This is a genomic window from Pseudomonas sp. GW821-FHT04C07 (assembly GCF_059420325.1).
The window spans coordinates 241822-263300 of record NZ_JBWKTM010000004.1; the positions used below are offsets into that span (position 1 = coordinate 241822).

At 59.4% G+C, this 21479-nt stretch carries 13 protein-coding genes; 6 read left to right on the top strand and 7 right to left on the bottom strand.

Translation table 11 applies throughout. From position 1 onward, the window contains the following. Positions 1-41 precede the first annotated feature (41 nt). From zipA to AC07UI_RS10185, 3 genes are all read right to left on the bottom strand, one after another. Positions 42-893: a cell division protein ZipA gene (gene zipA / locus AC07UI_RS10175; RefSeq protein ID WP_494992365.1), complete on the bottom strand. Its 852-nt coding sequence runs from the start codon at positions 891-893 to the stop codon at positions 42-44. A 258-nt stretch (positions 894-1151) separates the two neighbouring features. Then, positions 1152-4640, bottom strand: a complete 3489-nt coding sequence (gene smc, locus AC07UI_RS10180; RefSeq protein ID WP_494992366.1) for a chromosome segregation protein SMC — start codon at positions 4638-4640, stop codon at positions 1152-1154. Positions 4641-4642: 2 nt separating this feature from the next. Beyond that, a complete protein-coding gene (locus AC07UI_RS10185; RefSeq protein WP_494992367.1) occupies positions 4643-5302 on the bottom strand; it encodes a GntR family transcriptional regulator in 660 nt (219 codons plus the stop codon). Between the two features lie 282 nt (positions 5303-5584). Between AC07UI_RS10185 and xdhA the strand changes: the two genes are divergently transcribed. The 4 genes from xdhA (at position 5585) to guaD (ending at position 11719) form a co-directional block, all read left to right on the top strand. After that, on the top strand, positions 5585-7039 hold the full coding sequence (gene xdhA / locus AC07UI_RS10190) for a xanthine dehydrogenase small subunit (RefSeq protein WP_494992368.1): 1455 nt from the start codon (positions 5585-5587) through the stop codon (positions 7037-7039). Further along, positions 7032-9431: a xanthine dehydrogenase molybdopterin binding subunit gene (gene xdhB / locus AC07UI_RS10195; protein WP_494992369.1), complete on the top strand. Its 2400-nt coding sequence runs from the start codon at positions 7032-7034 to the stop codon at positions 9429-9431. The genes xdhA and xdhB overlap by 8 nt, the downstream gene beginning before the upstream one ends. Positions 9432-9563: 132 nt before the next feature. After that, positions 9564-10406 (top strand): xanthine dehydrogenase accessory protein XdhC, encoded by an 843-nt coding sequence (gene xdhC, locus AC07UI_RS10200; RefSeq protein ID WP_494992370.1) that lies wholly within the window; start codon positions 9564-9566, stop codon positions 10404-10406. An 8-nt stretch (positions 10407-10414) separates the two neighbouring features. Next, the gene (gene guaD, locus AC07UI_RS10205; RefSeq protein ID WP_494992371.1) at positions 10415-11719 is read left to right on the top strand and encodes a guanine deaminase; all 1305 of its coding nucleotides are present in this window, start codon (positions 10415-10417) and stop codon (positions 11717-11719) included. Between the two features lie 122 nt (positions 11720-11841). Here the strand turns inward: guaD and AC07UI_RS10210 are convergent, their stop codons facing one another. Further along, on the bottom strand, positions 11842-12606 hold the full coding sequence (locus tag AC07UI_RS10210; protein ID WP_494992372.1) for a GntR family transcriptional regulator: 765 nt from the start codon (positions 12604-12606) through the stop codon (positions 11842-11844). A 256-nt stretch (positions 12607-12862) separates the two neighbouring features. Here AC07UI_RS10210 and AC07UI_RS10215 point away from each other — a divergent pair, with 256 nt between their 5' ends. After that, positions 12863-14053 carry a benzoate/H(+) symporter BenE family transporter gene (locus tag AC07UI_RS10215; RefSeq protein ID WP_494992373.1) on the top strand — a complete coding sequence of 397 codons (1191 nt, stop codon included), beginning with the start codon at positions 12863-12865 and terminating at the stop codon, positions 14051-14053. A gap of 174 nt (positions 14054-14227) precedes the next feature. Here the strand turns inward: AC07UI_RS10215 and AC07UI_RS10220 are convergent, their stop codons facing one another. Next, positions 14228-14572 (bottom strand): YggL family protein, encoded by a 345-nt coding sequence (locus tag AC07UI_RS10220; RefSeq protein ID WP_494992374.1) that lies wholly within the window; start codon positions 14570-14572, stop codon positions 14228-14230. 232 nt (positions 14573-14804) lie between these two features. On the opposite strand from AC07UI_RS10220, the gene dacB reads away from it, so the two are divergent. Continuing rightward, positions 14805-16265 carry a D-alanyl-D-alanine carboxypeptidase/D-alanyl-D-alanine endopeptidase gene (gene dacB, locus AC07UI_RS10225; protein WP_494992375.1) on the top strand — a complete coding sequence of 487 codons (1461 nt, stop codon included), beginning with the start codon at positions 14805-14807 and terminating at the stop codon, positions 16263-16265. Positions 16266-16408: 143 nt separating this feature from the next. On the opposite strand, the gene AC07UI_RS10230 is transcribed toward dacB, so the two are convergent. Together AC07UI_RS10230 and rlmKL are read right to left on the bottom strand one after the other, a co-directional pair. Then, entirely contained in the window at positions 16409-18808 is a 2400-nt protein-coding gene (locus tag AC07UI_RS10230) for a sensor domain-containing diguanylate cyclase (RefSeq protein WP_494992376.1), read from the bottom strand. Positions 18809-18945: 137 nt separating this feature from the next. Continuing rightward, entirely contained in the window at positions 18946-21216 is a 2271-nt protein-coding gene (rlmKL, locus tag AC07UI_RS10235) for a bifunctional 23S rRNA (guanine(2069)-N(7))-methyltransferase RlmK/23S rRNA (guanine(2445)-N(2))-methyltransferase RlmL (protein WP_494992377.1), read from the bottom strand. Positions 21217-21479 lie beyond the last annotated feature (263 nt).

The window sequence follows — 21479 nt, forward strand, 5'->3', positions numbered from 1 at the left end:
GCGTAAGAAGCAAACCCCGTGGCGAGGGGCCTGCTTGGGCCTTAGCGCTTCTGGGTCAGGGCGCGGCGTTCGAATTCGACGATGCGTTGACGGTAGTGCTCGATGGTCTGGGCGGTCAGTACGCTGCGCTGATCGTCCTTGAGTTCGCCATTGAGTTCCTGGGACAGCTTGCGGGCTGCGGCAACCATCACATCGAAAGCCTGCTTTGGATGACGCGGACCTGGCAAACCGAGGAAAAAGCTCACGGCTGGCGTGCTGAAGTGATCGATATCGTCCAGATCGAACACGCCCGGCTTGACCGCGTTCGCCATGGAGAACAGGACTTCGCCATTGCCGGCCATGCTTTCGTGACGGTGGAAGATGTCCATCTCACCAAAACGCAGTCCGCTTTCCAAAATGTTCTGCAACAGCGCCGGACCTTTGAAGCCGCCAGCATCACGGCAGATCACGCTGATCACCAGGACTTCTTCCGCTTGAGGCTGATCTTTTTCTTGAGCCGCACTGGAAGAGCGGGTTTCATTCGGGAAGTCATCGTCACGACTGCTGAAGCTCGGGCCGCCATCCAGGTCGAGGTTGAGATTCAAGTCACCCTGATGCGGTTCACCGCCACGCTTGCCACGCTTGGAACCCGATTCACGGGGTTCACGGGCAGGCATGCTCACCGACGGCAAATCGTGCTCGTCGAGCTGCGGTTCTTTATGATTATCCAGCACACGCGGCGGGCCCAGCAATTCGGCAGCAGTGTCTTCGTCGGGCAAATTGGACAGGCTCCGGTCCAGACGAAATTTCAGCTTGCCCTTGCCACCGCGCATGCGGCGCCAGCCATCAAAAAGAATACCGGCAATGACCACAATGCCGATGACTATCAGCCACTCGCGCAGACCGATTTCCATGTAATCCCGTGCCTCTATAAAAAATGCTGATGAATAAAGGGCTTAGCAAGCTGCAAACCCCTTTAAAACGTGGCGCCAACTCTATGTTCTGACAGGCGTTTTACCCACGCATACGAAAAATTGACATTAAACTAGCACGACCAAAGATAACTTTACACCGTCTGTCGCAATGGCTTGAGCCAATATGTCGATTGGCCAGCAAGTCGCGGAAAATAAAACCTCCTACAGCCCGTAGAAAATCATATTCCGCACAACGACTTATGCCTCCACCATTGCCATCGCCTCCTCAACATCAACTGCCACAAGGCGTGAACAACCGGGCTCATGCATCGTCACCCCCATCAACTGATCGGCCATTTCCATGGCGATCTTGTTGTGGGTGATATAGATGAATTGCACCGTCTGCGACATCTCTTTCACCAATCGGGCGTAGCGTCCAACGTTAGCGTCATCCAGCGGCGCGTCAACTTCGTCGAGCATGCAGAATGGCGCCGGATTCAATTTGAAGATCGCAAAAACCAGTGCCAGCGCAGTCAGCGCCTTCTCACCACCGGAGAGCAGATGAATGGTGCTGTTCTTCTTTCCGGGTGGACGCGCCATGATCGTTACCCCTGTATCGAGTAGATCTTCGCCCGTCAGTTCCAAATAAGCGCTGCCGCCACCGAAAACTTTTGGAAATAGTGCCTGTAAACCACCATTGATCTGATCAAAGGTATCTTTAAAGCGATTGCGGGTTTCCTTGTCGATCTTGCGAATCACGTTTTCCAGTGTATCGAGGGCTTCGACCAGATCGGCATCCTGAGCATCCAGATAACGCTTGCGCTCGGACTGCTGCTGGTACTCGTCGATGGCCGCGAGGTTGATCGCGCCCAGTCGCTGAATTCGCGCAGCAATACGTTCAAGTTCTTCTTCGGCTTCTTTTTCGTTGGCTTCTGCCACCAGTGTGGCGAGCACTCCGTGCAAGTCGTAGCCGTCTTCGAGCAATTGATCCTGCAAGGTCTTGCGGCGCACGGTCAGAGCCTGCCATTCCATGCGCTGCTGCTCGAGCTGACCGCGGATCAACTGCGATTGCTGCTCGGCCTGGCTGCGGCGCTTCTCGGCGTCACGCAATTCGCGGTCGGCATCTTCCAGGGCGATCTGCGCGGTCCTCAGCTCTTCGTCGACGCTCAGGCGCTTGTCGAGCAACTCTTCAAGCTTGAGCCGCAACTCTTCCAGCGGCGCTTCGCCCTCCTCCAGATTAAGGCTGAGCTGTTCGCGCTTTTCGGTCAGACGCTCGGATTGCAATTCCAGCCGCTCCAGCGCCTGACGGGTTGAATCGTACTGCGCCTTGAGCGAGCCCAGACGCACCGCCAATTGGTGCGCGTGGTCTTTATGCTGGCGGGCTTCCTGGCGCACTCGGTCGAGACGCTCACGCAAGCTGTCGCGTTGAGCCAGCAGCAACTCGCGCTGCTCGGTGTCGACCGCCATGCTGTCCAGAGCGTCCTGCAATTGCAGACGCGCCTCGCCAACCTGTTCATGCTCCAGAGCGCGCTGTTCGCCCAGCTCACCGAGTTCTTCATCAAGTCGAGTGCGGCGTAACGTCAACTGCTCGGCCTTGGCTTTACCGGCGGACAGCTGAGCTTTCAATTCGCCCTGCTGGCGCGCTTCGTCCTGCAGCAAACGGCGCAGGTGTTCGCGACCGCCCTCCTGCTGACGTTGCTGGGCGCGCAGGTTTTGCAATGTGGTTTCCAGGGTTTGCACTGTGGCTTCGCGCTCTTCGCGTTCAAGCCCCAGACGCTGGATTTCCTGTCCGCGCGCCAACATGCCGCTCTCGGCTTCACTGGCGCGGCGTACCCGCAAAAAGTGCCGCCCAACCCAGTAGCCGTCACGGCTGATCAGGCTTTCGCCGCTCGACAACTGGCCGCGCAGCGTCAACGCCTGTTCGAGGCTGTCCACCGGTTTGACCTGCCCCAGCCACGGCGACAGATCGATCAGCGCCTCAACCTTGTCGAGCAGACTGCCGGGGATCCGCACACTGTCACTGGCCGGGCTGAGCAAGCGCAGATCGCCCTGGACAAACCCGGACAGATCGAAACCGGCAAAATCGTCGACCAGCACCGCTTGCAGATCGGCACCGAGCACGGTTTCCACCGCCAGCTCCCAACCCGCCTCTACTTTCAAGCCTTCGGCCAGGCGCGGACGCTCGGCCAGATGTTGTTCGCGCAACCACTCGGCGGCGCCGGTGCCCGGATCAAGCGCTGCTTGCTGCAACGCCTCCAGCGAAGCCAGACGGCCGTTAAGTCGTTGCAAGTCGCCCTGCGCCTGCTGCTGGTTTTGCAGAGCCAGTTGCAGCGCTTGACGCAATTGCTCAAGCCGCTCGACCTGCGCTTCTTCGCTGGCCTGCAAATCTTCGAGTGTTGCCTGGCTGGCGGCGAGCTGTTCGCTGAGGTCGAGTATCGCCGCATCTTCCGGGTCCGCCGACAGCAAGTCACGCTCCTCGGCCAAGCGACGTTGACGATCGGCCAGGCGCTCCATGCTGGTTTCCAGCTGCTGGATCCGCGACTGCTGCACTTCGGCCTGGCGACGCGGCTCGGCGGAGCGCAGGTTGAAACTGTCCCACTGCTCCTGCCAGCCATGCATGGTGGTTTCCGACTCTTCCAACGTAGCGGCGGCTTCTTCAGCGGCGGCACTGGTCACTTCCTGCTCGGGCTCGAGCATCTGCAGCTCTTCGCCCAGGGTCGCCAGCAAGGTGCGGTCGTGGCCCAGATGGGACTCGGTTTCCAGCCGCGAACGCTCGGCTTCGCGCAAGTCGTCCTGCAACTGACGCAAACGTTGTTGGCCATGCTGAATGCTTTGCTCGACCCGTGCGATATCGCCGCCGACCGAATAGAAACGCCCTTGCACCAGATTGAAGCGCTCGGAGAGGTCGTGATGGCCATCGCGCAACCGCTCGATGCTGGCATCGGCGTTGCGCTGTTCGGCAACCAGGGCTTCGAAACTGATTTCCTGGGTGCCGATAATCGATTCGCGCTGCCCCACCTGCTCGTTCAACGCCTGCCAGCGCAACGCTGATAGTTGGGCCTTGAGCTGACGCTCTTCGCCTTTATATTCCTGATACTTCTCGGCGGCCTGAGCCTGACGGTGCAAACGCTCGAGCTGACGTTCCAGCTCATCACGCAGGTCGGTCAGGCGGGCGAGGTTTTCGTGAGTGCGGCGGATGCGGTTTTCGGTTTCGCGCCGGCGCTCCTTGTATTTGGAGATCCCCGCCGCTTCTTCAATAAAATTGCGCAAGTCCTCGGGCTTGGCCTCGATCAGCTTGGAGATCATCCCCTGCTCGATGATCGAGTAGCTGCGCGGACCCAGGCCGGTGCCAAGGAAGATATCGGTGATGTCTCGACGGCGGCATTTGGCGCCGTTGAGGAAGTAGCTGTTCTGGCTGTCGCGGGTGACTTTGCGGCGGATGGAAATCTCCGCATACGCCGCGTATTCCCCGACCAGCGTGCTGTCGGAGTTATCGAAGACCAGTTCGATGCTGGCCTGGCTGACGGGCTTACGACTGGTGGAGCCGTTGAAGATGACGTCGGTCATCGACTCGCCACGCAGGTTTTTTGCCGAGCTCTCGCCCATCACCCAGCGCACGGCGTCGATGATGTTCGACTTGCCGCAACCGTTGGGCCCGACCACCGCCGCCATGTTACTGGGGAAGTTCACCGTGGTCGGGTCGACGAAGGATTTGAACCCCGCCAGTTTGATGCACTTGAGCCGCACGTTCAGGCAACCGTCAACGCTGACAGCACCAGATCGCAACTACGCTGGGCATAAGCCGAGAGCACTACGCGAATCTGCGGCAAGTCACGGGCCAGCACGGCAGCCAGCAGTTGCTCGAACAGGTCCAGGAACCCGCTCATCTCAGCCTTGCGTTGTTCCAGCGCGAGGAAATACGCGCGGCTCATGGCCGGCTGCAGATTTTCGACAGTTTCCTGCAAATACGGGTTATTGGCGAAGGGGTACGCAGCACGCATCACATTGAAGCTTTCTTCGACAAACGTGCGGATGTCCTGACGTTCGTAACTGGCGACCAGCCGCTGCTGGATTTGCAGGAACGGCGCCATATCAGCCTGAACCGCCCAACCGTTGGCAACCGAATTGCCAAGCAGGATGTACAGCTCGCTCATTAGCGTGCACAGGCTCTGCACCTTGTGTCCGGAGAGTTCGGTCACGTGGGCGCCGCGACGCGGCAGGATCGCAACCAGGTGGCGGCGCTCGAGGATCAGCAACGCTTCGCGCACCGATCCGCGGCTGACATTGAGGGCCTGCGTAACCTTCTGTTCCTGGATGCGCTCCCCGGGCTTGAGATCCCCGCGAATGATACGTTCGGCGAGGTAGTGGGCGATTTGCTCGGCGAGGCTGTCCGGCGCCTTGAACGTCATGGTTTTCCTTCAAAATCTTCGATCGGTACAAGCGGCGCAGTGTAGCGCAATTGCCAGGTCATGGCGCAGGGCGCTGAATGGTAATGACCAGGGCGCTGAATCTGGCACGAAATAAGCTAAAAGCACCGTACCCCGGGAGGGTCAATAATGATTGGAGGGGTCGTTAATCGGTAAAACAGAATTTCCTGACCTTTAAGTCAGAAAATCATTGACCGAAAAGTCAGACATGACTAAATTCGGTACAAATCGGTTAACAACAATAATGAGTCTGCGAGGCCTTCCGTGATCCAGTTTTTACTAAACCAGGAACTCCGTAGCGAGCACTCCCTGGACCCGAACCTGACCGTGCTCAATTATCTGCGCGAGCACGTGGGCAAACCCGGCACAAAAGAAGGTTGCGCCAGCGGTGATTGTGGCGCCTGCACCGTGGTCGTCGGCGAGTTGCAGACGCAAGACGACGGCCGCGAGCACATTCGCTATCGCAGCCTCAACTCGTGCCTGACCTTCGTATCGTCGCTGCATGGCAAACAGCTGATCAGCGTTGAAGACCTCAAACACCAGGGTCAGCTTCACAGCGTGCAAAAAGCCATGGTCGAGTGCCACGGTTCGCAATGCGGTTTCTGCACGCCCGGCTTTGTCATGTCATTGTTCGCGCTGCAAAAGAACAGTGATCAGCCGGACTCCCATAAAGCCCACGAAGCGTTGGCCGGCAACCTCTGTCGTTGCACCGGCTATCGACCGATTCTCGCCGCTGCCGAACAGGCTTGCTGCGGCAAGCCGAGCGACCAATTCGATGCCCGCGAAGCCGAAACCATTGCACGCCTGAAAGCCATCGCGCCGACCGAAACCGGCGAACTCAACAGCGGCGATAAACGTTGCCTGGTGCCCTTGACCGTCGCTGATCTGGCCGACCTTTACGATGCCTACCCGCAAGCACGCTTGCTGGCCGGTGGTACCGACCTGGCGCTGGAAGTGACACAGTTCCACCGTGCCTTGCCAGTAATGATCTATGTCGGCAACGTCGCCGAAATGAAGCGCGTCGAACGCTTTGACGATCGCCTGGAAATCGGCGCCGCCACCTCGCTGTCCGATTGCTATGAAGCACTCAAGGCCGAGTACCCGGACTTCGGCGAACTGCTGCAACGCTTCGCCTCGCTGCAAATCCGCAACCAGGGCACGCTGGGCGGCAACATCGGCAACGCCTCACCGATCGGTGACTCGCCACCGCTGCTGATCGCCCTCGGCGCGCAAATTGTTTTGTGCAAAGGCCAAACCCGCCGCACACTGATGCTGGAAGACTATTTCATCGATTACCGGGTGACCGCGCGCCAGGAAAGCGAGTTCATCGAAAAGATCATCGTGCCCCGCGCCACAACCCAACAGATGTTCCGCGCCTACAAGGTTTCCAAGCGCCTGGACGACGATATCTCTGCGGTCTGCGCGGCATTCAATCTGCGCATTGAAAATGGCGTGGTCGCTGACGCCCGCGTCGCTTTCGGCGGCATGGCCGCAACGCCAAAACGCGCCAAAAGCTGTGAAGCAGCCCTGCTCGGCTCGCCGTGGAACTCAACTACCGTCGAACGCGCCTGCGTCGCTTTGGGCGAGGACTTCACGCCGCTTTCGGACTTCCGCGCGAGCAAGGAATACCGCCTGCTCAGCGCGCAAAACCTGCTGCGCAAATACTTCATCGAACTGCAAACACCGCACATCGAGACTCGGGTGACCGCTTATGTCTAATCATCACGCCGTAGAAAAGACTCAGTCTGAACTCGCCGAACTGTTTGCCCAGGACCTGACCACCGGCGTCGGCCGCAGCGTCAAGCACGATAGCGCGGACAAACATGTGTCCGGTGAGGCGGTGTACATCGACGACCGCCTGGAGTTCCCGAATCAGCTGCACCTGTACGCGCGGCTGTCCGACCGTGCCCACGCGAAAATCATCAGCATCGACACCGCGCCGTGCTACGCCTTTGAAGGCGTGCGCATCGTCATCACCCATGAAGATGTGCCAGGCCTTAAAGACATCGGGCCGCTGCTGCCCGGCGACCCGTTGCTGGCCATCGATGATGTGCAGTTCGTCGGCCAGGTGGTACTGGCAGTAGCGGCCAGAGATCTGGAAACCGCGCGCAAAGCGGCCATGGCCGCGATCATCGAATATGAAGATCTGGAGCCCGTGCTTGACGTGGTCGAAGCGCTGCGCAAACGCCATTTTGTGCTCGATAGCCATACCCATCAGCGGGGCGATTCGGCAACCGCACTCTCTACCGCAGAGCATCGCATCCAGGGCACGCTGCACATCGGCGGCCAGGAACACTTCTATCTGGAAACCCAGGTCTCTTCGGTAATGCCCACCGAAGACGGCGGCATGATTGTTTACTGCTCGACCCAGAACCCCACCGAAGTGCAGAAACTGGTGGCGGAAGTGCTCGACGTATCGATGAACAAAATCGTCGTCGACATGCGCCGCATGGGCGGTGGTTTCGGCGGCAAGGAAACCCAGGCGGCGAGCCCGGCATGCCTCTGCGCCGTGGTTGCGCACCTGACCGGCCAGCCGACCAAAATGCGTCTGCCGCGGGTCGAAGACATGCTGATGACCGGCAAGCGTCATCCGTTCTACATCGAGTACGACGTCGGCTTCGACAGCACTGGCCGCTTACATGGCATTCAACTGGAACTGGCGGGTAACTGCGGCTGCTCGCCGGACCTTTCGGCGTCGATCGTCGACCGCGCAATGTTCCACGCCGACAACTCCTACTACCTGGGCGATGCGACCATCAACGGTCACCGCTGCAAGACCAATATAGCGTCGAACACCGCCTATCGGGGCTTTGGCGGCCCGCAAGGCATGGTCGCCATCGAAGAAGTGATGGACGCCATCGCCCGCCATCTGGCCCTCGATCCTCTGGCGGTGCGCAAGGCCAACTACTATGGCAAGACCGAGCGCAACGTCACCCATTACTACCAGACCGTCGAGCACAACATGCTCGAGGAAATGACCGCTGAACTTGAACAAAGCAGTCAGTACGCCGAGCGGCGTGAAGCGATCCGTCGCTACAACGCCAACAGCCCGATTTTGAAAAAAGGTCTGGCGCTGACACCGGTGAAATTCGGTATTTCCTTCACCGCCAGCTTCCTCAACCAGGCAGGCGCGCTGATCCATATCTACACCGACGGCAGCATCCATTTGAACCACGGCGGCACGGAGATGGGCCAGGGTTTGAACGTCAAAGTCGCGCAGGTTGTGGCCCAGGTGTTCCAGGTCGAGATTGATCGGGTGCAGATCACCGCAACCAATACCGACAAGGTTCCGAACACCTCGCCGACTGCCGCCTCCAGTGGCGCCGACCTGAACGGCAAGGCCGCACAGAACGCCGCTGAAATCATCAAGCAGCGCTTGGTGGAGTTTGCCGCACGCCAATACAAAGTCAGCGAAGAAGACGTTGAATTCCACAACGGCCATGTACGGGTGCGCGATCACATCCTGACCTTCGAAGCGCTGGTCCAGCAGGCGTATTTCGCTCAAGTGTCGTTGTCCAGCACCGGCTTCTACAAGACCCCGAAAATCTATTACGACCGCAGTCAGGCCCGTGGTCGGCCGTTCTACTATTTCGCCTACGGTGCGGCCTGTACCGAAGTGATCGTCGACACCCTGACCGGCGAATACAAGATGCTGCGTACTGACATCCTCCACGACGTCGGCGCCTCGCTGAACCCGGCCATCGATATCGGTCAGGTCGAGGGTGGCTTCATTCAGGGCATGGGCTGGCTGACCATGGAAGAGCTGGTGTGGAATGCCAAGGGCAAGCTGATGACCAACGGCCCGGCCAGCTACAAGATCCCGGCGGTCGCGGACATGCCGTTGGACCTGCGAGTGAAACTGGTGGAAAACCGCAAGAATCCGGAAGACACCGTGTTCCATTCCAAGGCCGTCGGCGAACCGCCGTTCATGCTCGGCATCTCCGTCTGGTGCGCGATCAAGGATGCGGTGGCAAGCCTGGGCGATTACCGTCACCAGCCAAAAATCGACGCACCGGCGACCCCGGAGCGGGTGTTATGGGGCTGTGAGCAGATGCGCCAGTTGAAGGCGGCGAAAGCCGTGGAAGCCGAGGCTGAACTGGCTTCTTCGTGATGATCGTTGATCGTTCCCACGCTCTGCGTGGGAATGCAGCCCGTGACGCTCTGCGTCACATTTCAAGAGCGGACGCGGAGCGTCCAGAGATGCATTCCCACGCAGAGCGTGGGAACGATCTGTGAGGTGTGTATGTACAACTGGATCAGCGCACTCGCCGACCTGCAGAACCAGGGCGAACCCTGCGTGTTGGTGACCATCATCGAAGAGCTCGGCTCGACACCGCGTAATGCCGGTTCGAAGATGGTCGTCAGTGCTACGCAGGCTTTCGATACCATCGGCGGCGGGCACCTGGAATACAAGGCAATGCAGGTCGCCCGGGAAATGCTTGCCAGCGGCAAACAGGACACCCACCTGGAGCGCTTCACCCTGGGCGCAAGCCTTGGCCAGTGCTGCGGCGGCGTGACCGTGTTGCTGTTCGAACCGATGGGCCAGGTCCAGGCGCAGATCGCGGTCTTCGGCGCCGGCCATGTTGGTCGGGCGCTGGTACCGCTACTGGCCAGCCTGCCCTGCCGGGTGCGCTGGATCGACTCACGGGAGCAGGAGTTCCCCGAACAGATCCCTCATGGCGTGCTCAAGATCGTCAGCGAAGAGCCGGTGGATGAAATCGACAATCTGCCCGCCGGCAGCTACTGCATCGTCATGACCCATAACCATCAGCTCGATCTGGAATTGACCGCCGCGATCCTCAAGCGCAACGACTTCGCCTACTTCGGCCTGATCGGCTCGAAAACCAAACGGGTCAAGTTCGAACATCGCCTGCGTGACCGCGGTTTCGACAACGCGCTGCTGCAACGCATGCGCTGCCCGATGGGTATCGGCGAAGTCAAAGGCAAGCTGCCTGTGGAAATCGCCATCTCCATCGCCGGCGAAATCATCGCCACCTATAACGCAAATTTCGGCCAGCACACCGCGAAAGCCGAACCCATTGCAAAACTGCTGCCTGCCTCACGCCGCAGCCAAGCCACGAACTGAGAAATCCCATGCCTTTGACTCGCAAAGCCTACCGCGCGGCCATCCTGCACAGTATCGCCGACCCTGCCGTGGTTGGTATCGAAGCCTCTTACGAGTATTTCGAGGACGGCTTGTTGGTGACTGAAAACGGCCAGATCAGCGCCATCGGCCATGCCAGCGAACTACTCGCCAGGCTGCCAGCCGATATCGATGTCACCCATTATCAGGATGCGCTGATCACTCCCGGTTTCATCGACACCCACATCCATTTGCCGCAGACCGGGATGGTCGGTGCCTACGGTGAGCAACTGCTGGACTGGCTCAACACCTACACCTTCCCGTGCGAAAGCCAGTTCGCCGATAAAGCCCACGCCGAAGAAGTCGCGGACATATTCATCAAGGAACTGCTGCGCAACGGCACCACCACCGCGCTGGTATTCGGCAGTGTGCACCCGCAATCGGTGACTTCGTTCTTCCAGGCTGCCGAGCAGCTGAACCTGCGGATGATCGCCGGCAAGGTGATGATGGACCGCAACGCGCCGGACTACCTGACCGACACCGCCGAATCCGGCTACCTCGAAAGCAAAGCGCTGATCGAACGCTGGCACGGCAAGGGCCGCCTGCACTACGCGGTGACCCCGCGCTTCGCGCCAACCAGCACCCCGGAGCAACTGACGCTGGCCGGGCAATTGCTCAGCGAATACCCCGACCTGTACATGCAGACGCACATCAGCGAGAACCTGCAGGAAGTGCAATGGGTCAAGGAATTGTTCCCGCAGCGCAGCGGCTACCTGGACGTGTACGACCACTACAAACTGCTGGGCGAACGCTCGGTGTTCGCCCACGGCGTGCATCTGTGCGACGACGAATGCGCGCGTCTGGCCGAAACCGGTTCGGCAATCGCCTTCTGCCCGACTTCGAACTTCTTCCTCGGCAGCGGCCTGTTCAACCTGCCGATGGCCGAGAAGCACAAGTTGAATGTCGGACTGGGGACGGATGTCGGCGGCGGCACCAGTTTCTCGCTGCTGCAAACCCTGAACGAAGCGTACAAGGTCATGCAATTGCAGGGTGCACGTCTGAGCCCGTTCAAATCGTTGTACCTGGCCACCCTCGGCGGTGCTCGGGCACTGCGTCTGGAAGACAAAATCGGCACGCTGCAACCGGGTACCGACGCCGACTTCCTGGTACTCGACTACAACGCCACGCCGTTGCTCAGCTATCGCCTGAAACAGGCCAGTAACATCGCCGAGACGTTGTTTGTATTGATGACGCTAGGGGATGACCGGACGGTATTGCAGACCTATGCGGCAGGGAATCTGGTGCATCAGCGCTAGATTTTCCGGACATTGATCGTTCCCATGCTCTGCGTGGGAATGCAGCCCGTGACGCTCTGCGTCACTGGACGCGGAGCGTCCCTAGAGGCGTTCCCACGCGGAGCGTGGGAACGATCAAAGATTCAAATCTTCGCCGCGGAACGCCCTGGTTTCTTGATCTGCAACAGATGCGAGAACACTGCGTGCAGGTCGTCCGAGGCGCCTTCTTCGTCGAGGTTGAGCTTGCTGTCGATGTGATCCATGTGATGCATCATCAGGTCCACCGCAAGCGTCGCGTCGCGAGCCTCGATGGCATCGATCAATTGAGTGTGCTCATCGTAGGAGCAGTGCGAGCGGTTGCCGCTTTCGTACTGGGCGATGATCAATGAAGTCTGGGACACCAGGCTGCGCTGGAAGCTGATCAGCGGTGCATTCTTCGCCGCTTCAGCCAGTTTCAAGTGGAACTCGCCGGAAAGCCGGATACCCGCCCCGCGATCGCCACGCGAGAAGCTGTCGCGCTCCTCGTTGACCATCTGCCGCAGCTCGGTCAATTGCTCGGCCGTCGCATGCTGCACCGCCAGCTCGGTAATCGCCCGCTCGACCAAACGTCGTGCAAGGAATACCTGACGGGCTTCCTCGACGCTCGGGCTGGCGACCACCGCACCGCGATTGGGCCGCAACAACACCACGCCTTCATGGGCCAGACGCGACAAGGCGCGGCGGATGATGGTGCGACTGACCCCGAAAATTTCCCCCAGCGCTTCTTCGCTCAACTTGGTGCCGGGCGCCAGACGCTGTTCGAGGATAGCCTCGAAGATATGTGCATAGACAATATCGTCCTGGGTTCCGCTGCGGCCGGCCTTGCCTGCGCGCGGTTGTTTCTTGAGGGGTTGCAACTGTTCGTTCATGGGCGCTCGAGTGAGGAAAACTGCGGCGAATTAACCGTGACTGTAATACGACACGGCGGGTCGCGGGCAAGTATCGCGTAAAAAACATGGCACATTGTACACAACCGGCTGTGCTAACACGACTGTACGGCAGTTTACGCCCGCGGCTGTATTGCAATGATCAGATACGTTTGAGTTTAGGCTTGAACATAGAATCTGCGGCAGCTCCTGCGCTCTGGCCACGGATCATCTTGACCAAAACAAGGAACACCGCTCCATGAACGACGCCACTCAAGTGCAGTTACGCCCGTTGGCCGACACTTCGCCGTCAGCCATCGTCGCTGGCTTCATCGCGATGATGACCGGCTACACCAGCTCGCTGGTGCTGATGTTTCAGGCTGGCCAGGCGGCCGGACTGACCAGCGGACAGATCTCGTCCTGGATCTGGGCGATCTCGATCGGCATGGCGGTGTGCAGCATCGGTCTGTCCCTGCGCTATCGCACTCCCATCACCATCGCCTGGTCGACCCCGGGCGCGGCGCTGTTGATCACCAGCCTGGGCGGCGTGACCTACGGCGAAGCCATTGGCGCCTATATAACCTGTGCGGTGCTGGTGACCATCTGCGGGCTGACCGGGAGTTTCGAACGCTTGGTCAAGCGTATTCCTGCCTCGCTGGCCGCGGCGTTGCTGGCCGGGATTCTGTTCAAGATCGGCAGCGAAATTTTCGTCGCCGCGCAACACCGCACGGCACTGGTGCTGGGCATGTTTTTCACCTATCTGGTTATCAAGCGCCTGTCGCCCCGCTATGCGGTGCTTGCCGCGTTACTGATCGGCACTGCGCTCTCCAGCCTGATGGGGCTGCTGGACTTCAGCGGCTTCAGCCTTGAGGCCGCCACGCCGATCTGGACCACGCCGCACTTTTCCCTGGCTGCGACCATCAGCATTGGCATTCCACTGTTCGTAGTGGCGATGACCTCGCAGAACATGCCGGGCATCGCCGTGCTGCGCGCCGACGGTTACAACGTGCCAGCGTCGCCACTGATCACCACCACCGGCATTGCTTCACTGCTGCTGGCCCCGTTCGGTTCCCACGGCATCAACCTCGCGGCGATCAGCGCCGCCATTTGCACCGGGCCGCATGCCCATGAAGACCGCAACAAGCGCTACACCGCTGCGGTCTGGTGCGGGATTTTCTACGGGATTGCCGGGGTGTTCGGCGCCACACTGGCGGCGCTGTTCGCTGCGTTGCCGAAAGAACTGGTGCTGTCGATTGCCGCCCTGGCCTTGTTCGGCTCGATCATCAACGGCCTGAGCATCGCCATGTACGAAGTGAAAGAACGCGAAGCAGCGCTGATAACCTTCATGGTCACCGCATCGGGACTGACGCTGTTTTCGATTGGTTCGGCGTTCTGGGGGATTGTGGCGGGGGTGTTGACGCTGGTGATTCTGAACTGGCGTAGGGCGTAGCAGCTGGCGAAGCCTGCGTTCGGCCGCGCAGCGGTCGCAATATGGATATCGCGGTCATTCTGAATAAATGCGCAAACTGATTTTACGACCGCTTCGCGGCCGAACGCAGCCTGGCGGCAGCTGCTACAGAGCAGTATCGAATCAGCGGCCCGGGCGGGCCGCTGATTCATGACATCAGGCTACCGGATTGATTGGTTTTTCCGGGTACCAGACGTCCAGCAGCGGGCTGACTTCAACGCTGGTCAGCTCGGTGCGGGCTTTGAGCCAGGACTCAACCGTGGCGCGTTGCTCTTCGCTGACCGAACCGCGCTTGATCAGGCAAACCAGACCGTAGTCATCGCCGCCAACATAGCCGAGGCCGTTGGCTTCCATCGCTTGATTCAGGAACGCGTCGAGGAAAGCGTCAATAGCTTCATCAGCCAAATCTTCTTTGAAATCCAGGTTCAGCTCGAAACCCAGCTCTTGAAATTCATCGACGCACAGTTTTTTGCGCAGACGCTGGGAACGGTTAGTCGCCATGGAACAATCCTCATAAGTAATAACGGGCGGCACTTTAGCAGTTTAAGCCGCCGATTGCCTGACTCTCTGGGGGCTTGGGCCTACCGCTGGTAAAAAAATAGCGAATTAGGGGGGCAGCCTAAGGCACAAGCCACTCCACCTTGGGGCATAATGCCGACACTTTCATGACCACTGAGGGAATTTATCAACATGCCCTCATCTTTTTCCCCTCGGCTGTAGGGTTTTACTTCACATGATCAAATCTTTGCGTCCATTGCTGCTTGCCAGTCTTCTTTTGCCCCTGGCGCTCCCTGTTTCTGCTGCCCCGATCAATACCGCCCTGTCACCCAACGTTGAAAAGGCCCTCAAGGCCAGCAAGTTGCAGGACAGCGCCTTGTCCCTGGTGATGATCCCGCTCAACGGCCCCGGCACCCCGACCATCTTCAATGCCGACGTCTCGGTCAACCCGGCATCGACCATGAAGCTGGTCACCACCTATGCCGCCCTGGAAATGCTCGGTCCGAACCACCAGTGGAAGACCGAGTTCTACACCGACGGCACCCTCAGCGGCGGCATCCTCAACGGTAACCTGTACCTCAAGGGTGGCGGCGATCCGAAGCTGAACATGGAAAAACTCTGGCTGCTGATGCGTGACCTGCGGGCCAATGGCGTGCAGCAAGTCACCGGCGATCTGGTGCTGGACCGCAATTTCTTCGTACAACCGCAATTGCCGGAGTTCAATGACGACGGCAATGACGAGAACAAACCGTTTCTGGTCAAACCCGATTCATTGATGGTCAACCTCAAGGCGTTGCGCTTTGTCGCTCGCAATGACTCGGGCAAGGTACTGATTTCCGTCGAACCGCCAATCGCCAGCATTCAAATCGACAATCAGGTCAAAGCCATCAACTCCAAGCAGTGCACCGGTAACGTGCGCTACAACCCGGTAACCCGGGCCGACGGCGGCGTGAACGTGACAGTCAACGGCCAGTTGGGTGACGGCTGCAGTTCGCAGACCTACCTGTCTCTGCTCGACCACGCGACCTACACCGCCGGTGCCGTGCGGGCGATTTGGCAGGAATTGGGCGGCAGCATTCAGGGCAAGGATCGTCTGGCCGCCGTGCCTAAAGATGCCAAGGTTCTGGCCCGGGCGTTCTCGCCGGATCTGGCAGAGATCATCCGCGACATCAACAAATACAGTAACAACACCATGGCCCAGCAACTGTTCCTCAGCCTCGGCGCTCAATACCGCAACGATGCCGACGCAGATGACGCCAAAGCCGCCCAACGCGTAGTTCGCCAGTGGCTGGTGAAGAAAGGCATCACTGCGCCGCATCTGGTCATGGAGAACGGTTCCGGCCTGTCTCGCGCCGAACGGGTCAGCGCCCGGGAAATGGGCGCGCTGCTGCAGGCGGCCTGGAGAAGCCCGTACTCAGCCGAGTTCATCAGTTCGATGCCGATTGCCGGCACGGACGGCACCATGCGCAAACGCCTGAAACGCACAGCCATGGCCGGTGAAGCGCATATCAAGACCGGCACCCTGAATACCGTACGCGCCATCGCCGGCTTCAGCCGTGACAGCAACGGTAACACCTGGGCAGTGGTGGCGATCCTCAATGATCCGAAACCATTTGGCGCGTCCTCGGTGCTCGATCAGGTACTGCTGGATCTTTACCGTCAGCCGAAATCGGCGGCGACGGCTTCGGCGCTGTAACCCTCAAAACCATTGCTGATCATTCCCACGCGGGAGCGTGGGAACGATCAGCCCGTGACGCTCTGCGTCACATTCAGAGCGGACGCGGAGCGTCCAGTGATGCATTCCCACGCAGAGCGTGGGAACGATCAGCGCATCAGAACTTAAACCAACTCCGTCTCAACCCGATCCCGCCCCGCCTGCTTGGCCGCATACACACCCGAGTCGGCCCGCAGCAGCAACGCATCAGCTCCCTCACCTGACCGCCAGCTGGCAATCCCGAAGCTCGCTGTCACTGAACCTACCCCATCGATCGGTAAACTGCGCAGCCCCTGCCAAAGCTCTACCGCAAGGGTATAAGCCTGCCGCGCATCAGTGTCCGGACACAGCACCATGAACTCCTCGCCGCCTAAACGACAGAACACATCGGTACGCCGCAGCCGCTGGCCGATGCGCTGACAGACGCCTTGCAGCACCCGATCACCCACCGCATGACCGTGCTGATCATTGATACGCTTGAAATGGTCGATATCAAGCATGATGACCGCCAGTTCTCCGACACCGCGCGCAACCCGGGCCATTTCGGTTTTAAGGCGCTCCTGGAAATAACGCCGATTGTGAATCCCGGTCAGGGAGTCGGTAACCGAAAGCGCGCGCAGTTCCTCCTCAACCCGCTTCATATCAGAGATATCCGAGACATAGCCGTGCCAAAGCACCCCGCCACCGGGTAACTCTTCCGGCGTCGCCTCACCACGCACCCAGCGCAGCCCACGCTGGGGCAGCTGCACACGGTACTCCTCACGCCACGGGCTAAGCTTCTGGGCAGAGGAGCGAATCGAGGCGCGGACTCTGGTCGAGTCTTGCGGATAGATTCGCTCGAAGATTGCCTCCGCGTTTGTTTGCAGCACATCCGGCTCAATCTCGTAAATGTCACGAATGCCGTCACTGACATAGATGACGCTGAACTTGCCGTCAGCCGCCATCTTGAATTGGTAAATCCCGCCCGGCACATGTGCGCTGAGCTTCTTCAGCAGGCTATCGCGCGCCGCCAGTGCTTCGTGCACCCGCTTACGCTCAGTAATATCGATGCAAATCGCCAGATGCCCGATCCAGAGGCCCAACTCATCGAACACCGGCGCCACCAGCATATTGACCGTCAGACGGGTGCCATCCTCACGCACCAGCGTCCACTCGCGAGCCTCATGCCCACCCTCTTCGCCACCCTCGACGAGCATCGCCTGGCATATCGGGATCGGTTTGCCATAACGCCGACTCAGTTGCTCCGCTCGCGCCTGCAACTCAGTGGCCAGGTGCAGGCTTTCCAGTGTCATGTGTTCCAGCACATCGACACTTCGATAACCGAGCATTTGCTCGGCGCCGGCATTGAAGGTGCTGATCACGCCGCGCAAGTCCGTCGCGATAATCGCCACCTGCGTCGCCGCATTCAACACACTGCGCAACTGCCCATGGGCACCGCGCAGTTCCTGCTCGCGCAGGCGCAATTCACGGGTGCGTTGTTCGACCAGCGCCAAGGCCCGTTGTCGCTGGCTGACCAGGACATAAAGCAAGGCGCTGAGCAGGACGCTGAGCAAACCGCCGGGCACCGCCAGGCTGATGACCGAAAAATGATTGGCCCGCATAAATGCCGCGCTGGGCCGGATATCCACCTGATAATCGTGATCCGCAAAGCGCAGCGTACGAGACGCCAATAACTCACTTTGCACTGGCCGATTATCCGATTCATAGAGCGTTTCGTGCTTATTCCCGGTGGACAGGTCGAGAATGTGTATCGCCAGGTTGTCATGACTCGCCTCAGGCAAACCGTCAGCCACCAACTGACGGATGCTGATCACTGCCATGACATAGCCATAGGGTTCAGGCGTCGGGCTTGCGCTGGATGAGTGCATGCTGACCGGTGCGACTAACAAGACGCCGCGAGCATAGGCCGGCTCGATCCCGACCAGGTCCATCGGTTGCGAGACCGCCAGAGATCCGTGGTTGCGTGCGCGCTCCAGGGTCGAGCGACGCAAAGGCTGGGCCAGCAAGTCATAGCCCAACGGTACACCGAGAACACTTTGCGTCTGGCTGAACAACACCGGCACGTACTCATCGCGCTCGGCAGCCAGTTGCAATTGACCCGCAGCATTCAATTCACGAATGGAAAAGCCTGCCAGCCCCTGCGCTCGCACGTTGCGCTCGAACAACGAGCGTTCGACGCCAGTGACTCGCGGCGCCCAAGAGTAGGCTTGAGTTCGGAGTAACAATGGCTTGGCGTAGCCATCAAATTCCTGGCGGGTTACCGAATCGGAGTAAGTAAAAAATCGCCGCAGACTGTCGAGGCGCTGCTCCTGGTCTTCGAAACGCTCCTCAATTCGGCTGTAACGCTCGCTGACCAGCAACTGAAAGCGCTGACGCAATTGTTGCTGATACAGATTGAACGTCGCCCAGGCCAGCAATCCCGTCAGAATGCCTCCGGCGAGCAATACCAGTATCGCGACCAGCCAGGCCGAAACATCTTCGCTGATGAATCCCAGAATTTTCGGGCGTACGGCATGCAACGACATAAGCAGAACTCAAAACGCCAGCGAGCTTGGGCGTCACATGGGCTTTGACTGAGTTATAGCTATTTGCCACTAATTTGACCAGCGTAAAAAGAGCCAAGAGCCTTTAAAAATCAAGGCTCTATGGATCCAATCACTATTTAGCGGGCGGTAATTTTCCAGGCACGGTGGATTTTTCCGTTACGCGAAAAATCCGGGTCGATAGTTTGTGCGGTGATTTCCTCAACGGCGTAACGCGTTGTGAGGTTTTCCTCAAGCTGGAACTTGCGGAAGTTGTTGGAGAAATACAACACACCGCCTGGGGCAAGACGCGCCATTGCCAGATCGATCAATTGCACCTGATCGCGCTGCACGTCGAAGATCCCTTCCATGCGCTTGGAGTTGGAGAAAGTCGGCGGGTCGATAAAGATCAGATCGAACTCATCGCGGCAGGTATCCAGCCAGGCCATTACGTCGCCCTGCTCCAGACGGTTCTTGTCGGAGAAGCCGTTGAGCGACAGGTTGCGTCGCGCCCAGTCCAGATAGGTTTTCGACAAGTCGACGCTGGTCGTGCTGCGCGCGCCGCCCTTGGCTGCGTGCACGCTGGCCGTCGCGGTGTAGCAATACAGGTTGAGGAAGCGCTTGCCGGCGGCCTCTTTCTGAATCCGCAGGCGCATCGGCCGGTGATCCAGGAACAGCCCGGTGTCGAGGTAGTCGGTCAAGTTGACCAGCAACTTCACGCCGCCTTCGCTGACCTCGGTAAACTTGCCTTGGGCGCTTTGGCGCTCGTACTGCTTGGTGCCGCTCTGGCGCTCACGACGCTTGACGATCACGCGGCTCTTGTCGATGTTCAGCGCCTGCGGAATGGCCGCCAGGGCATCGAACATACGCGCCGAGGCTTTTTCCGGATCGATCGACTTCGGTGCCGCGTATTCCTGAACATGGACCCAGTCGTGATACAGGTCGATGGCCATCGAGTACTCCGGCATATCGGCATCGTAGACGCGGTAGCAGTCGATACCTTCGCGCTTGACCCACTTGCCCATGGCCTTGAGATTCTTTTGCAGGCGGTTGGCAAACATCTGCCCGCCTTCGCTCAGACGTGCCTGTTCAACTACTGGAGCCGGTGCAGGCGTCGGCTTGATCGGATTGCCGTTCTTATTGTACTGACGCTCTTGCGGCTCGGTCGGCGACTGATCGTAGGCCGCCTGTTCACGTTCGGCCTGACGCTGTTCCGGGGTACGACGCTCACCGGTGACGAACTGATCCGGCAGTACCTTGATCAGCAGCAATTTGCACGGCAAGGCGCCGTTCCAGAACGAATACTGTTTGTGGCTGCGGATGCCCATGCGTTTGCCCAGATCCGGCGCGCCGGTAAACACCGCGGCTTCCCAGTTCAGGCAGGCCTGACGCAGACGTTCGCCGAGATTCTGGTAGAGATAGAGCAGGCTCGCCTCATCACCCAGACGCTCGCCATACGGAGGGTTGCAGATCACCAGGCCTTTCTGGTTCTGGTCCGGACGCGGCTCGAAGGTCGCGACTTCACCCTGGTACACCTTGATCCAGTCGCTCAGGCCAGCACGTTCGATGTTGTTGCGGCCCGGCTGAATCAGTCGTGGGTCGGCTTCGTAACCGCGAATCCACAGCGGTGGCTTGGCCATACCGGCAGCGGCACGTGCCTTGGCTTCTTCATGGAGCTTTTTCCACAGCGCCGGCACATGGCCGAGCCAGGCGGTGAAGCCCCACTGCTCGCGTCGCAGGTTCGGTGCCATGTCCGCGGCGATCATTGCAGCTTCCACCAGGAAGGTGCCCACACCGCACATCGGGTCAGCCAGCGCGCCGCCGTCGGCAGCAATGCGCGGCCAACCGGCACGAATCAGAATCGCTGCCGCGAGGTTTTCCTTCAGCGGTGCCGCACCTTGCTGCAGACGGTAACCGCGCTGGTGGAGGCTGTGGCCAGACAGATCGAGAGACAGAATCGCTTCGCCACGGTCCAGACGCAGGTGAATGCGCAGGTCCGGGTTGATCTTGTCGATGGATGGACGCTCGCCCGACGCAGTGCGCAGCTTGTCGACAATCGCATCCTTGACCTTCAAGGCGCCGAAGTGAGTGTTGTCGATGCCTGAACCGTGACCGCTGAACTCCACGGCCAGGGTGCCATCGTTGAGCATATGGTCCTGCCACTCGACATCCAGCACACCGTGGTAGAGGTCTTCAGCGTCCTTCATCGGGAAGCGCTTGAGGACCAGCAACACCCGGTTGGCCAGACGCGACCACAGACACAGGCGATAAGCCGTCTCCATGCTGGCCATGCCGCGCACGGCGGAGGTGTGCTCGCGCGCTTCCTCAAGGCCAAGCCCGACGGCTTCCTCGATAAGCAGGCCTTCGAGACCTTTAGGGCAAGTGAGGAAGAGTTCGTAACGATCCGACATGGGGAGTTCCAGGGCCTTTAAGCAATGAGTGAACGGGCAACGCATTGCCCGCCCGGTTTTCAATCAAGCGCTTTTCTCGAAGAGCGCTCGCGTGGCACGAAGGTGTGCCGTCCCACCCCGGCTGCTCAGCCAACCAAGAGGTTAAATGAGCTTAGATGCAAGGGCAGATAAAAAATTCGTTGCAACAAAATGTCATATCTCGACCCTTCGTCGAAAAATACCCGACTGCAACAGGCCGACATTTTCGCGAGTGAATTAACCTC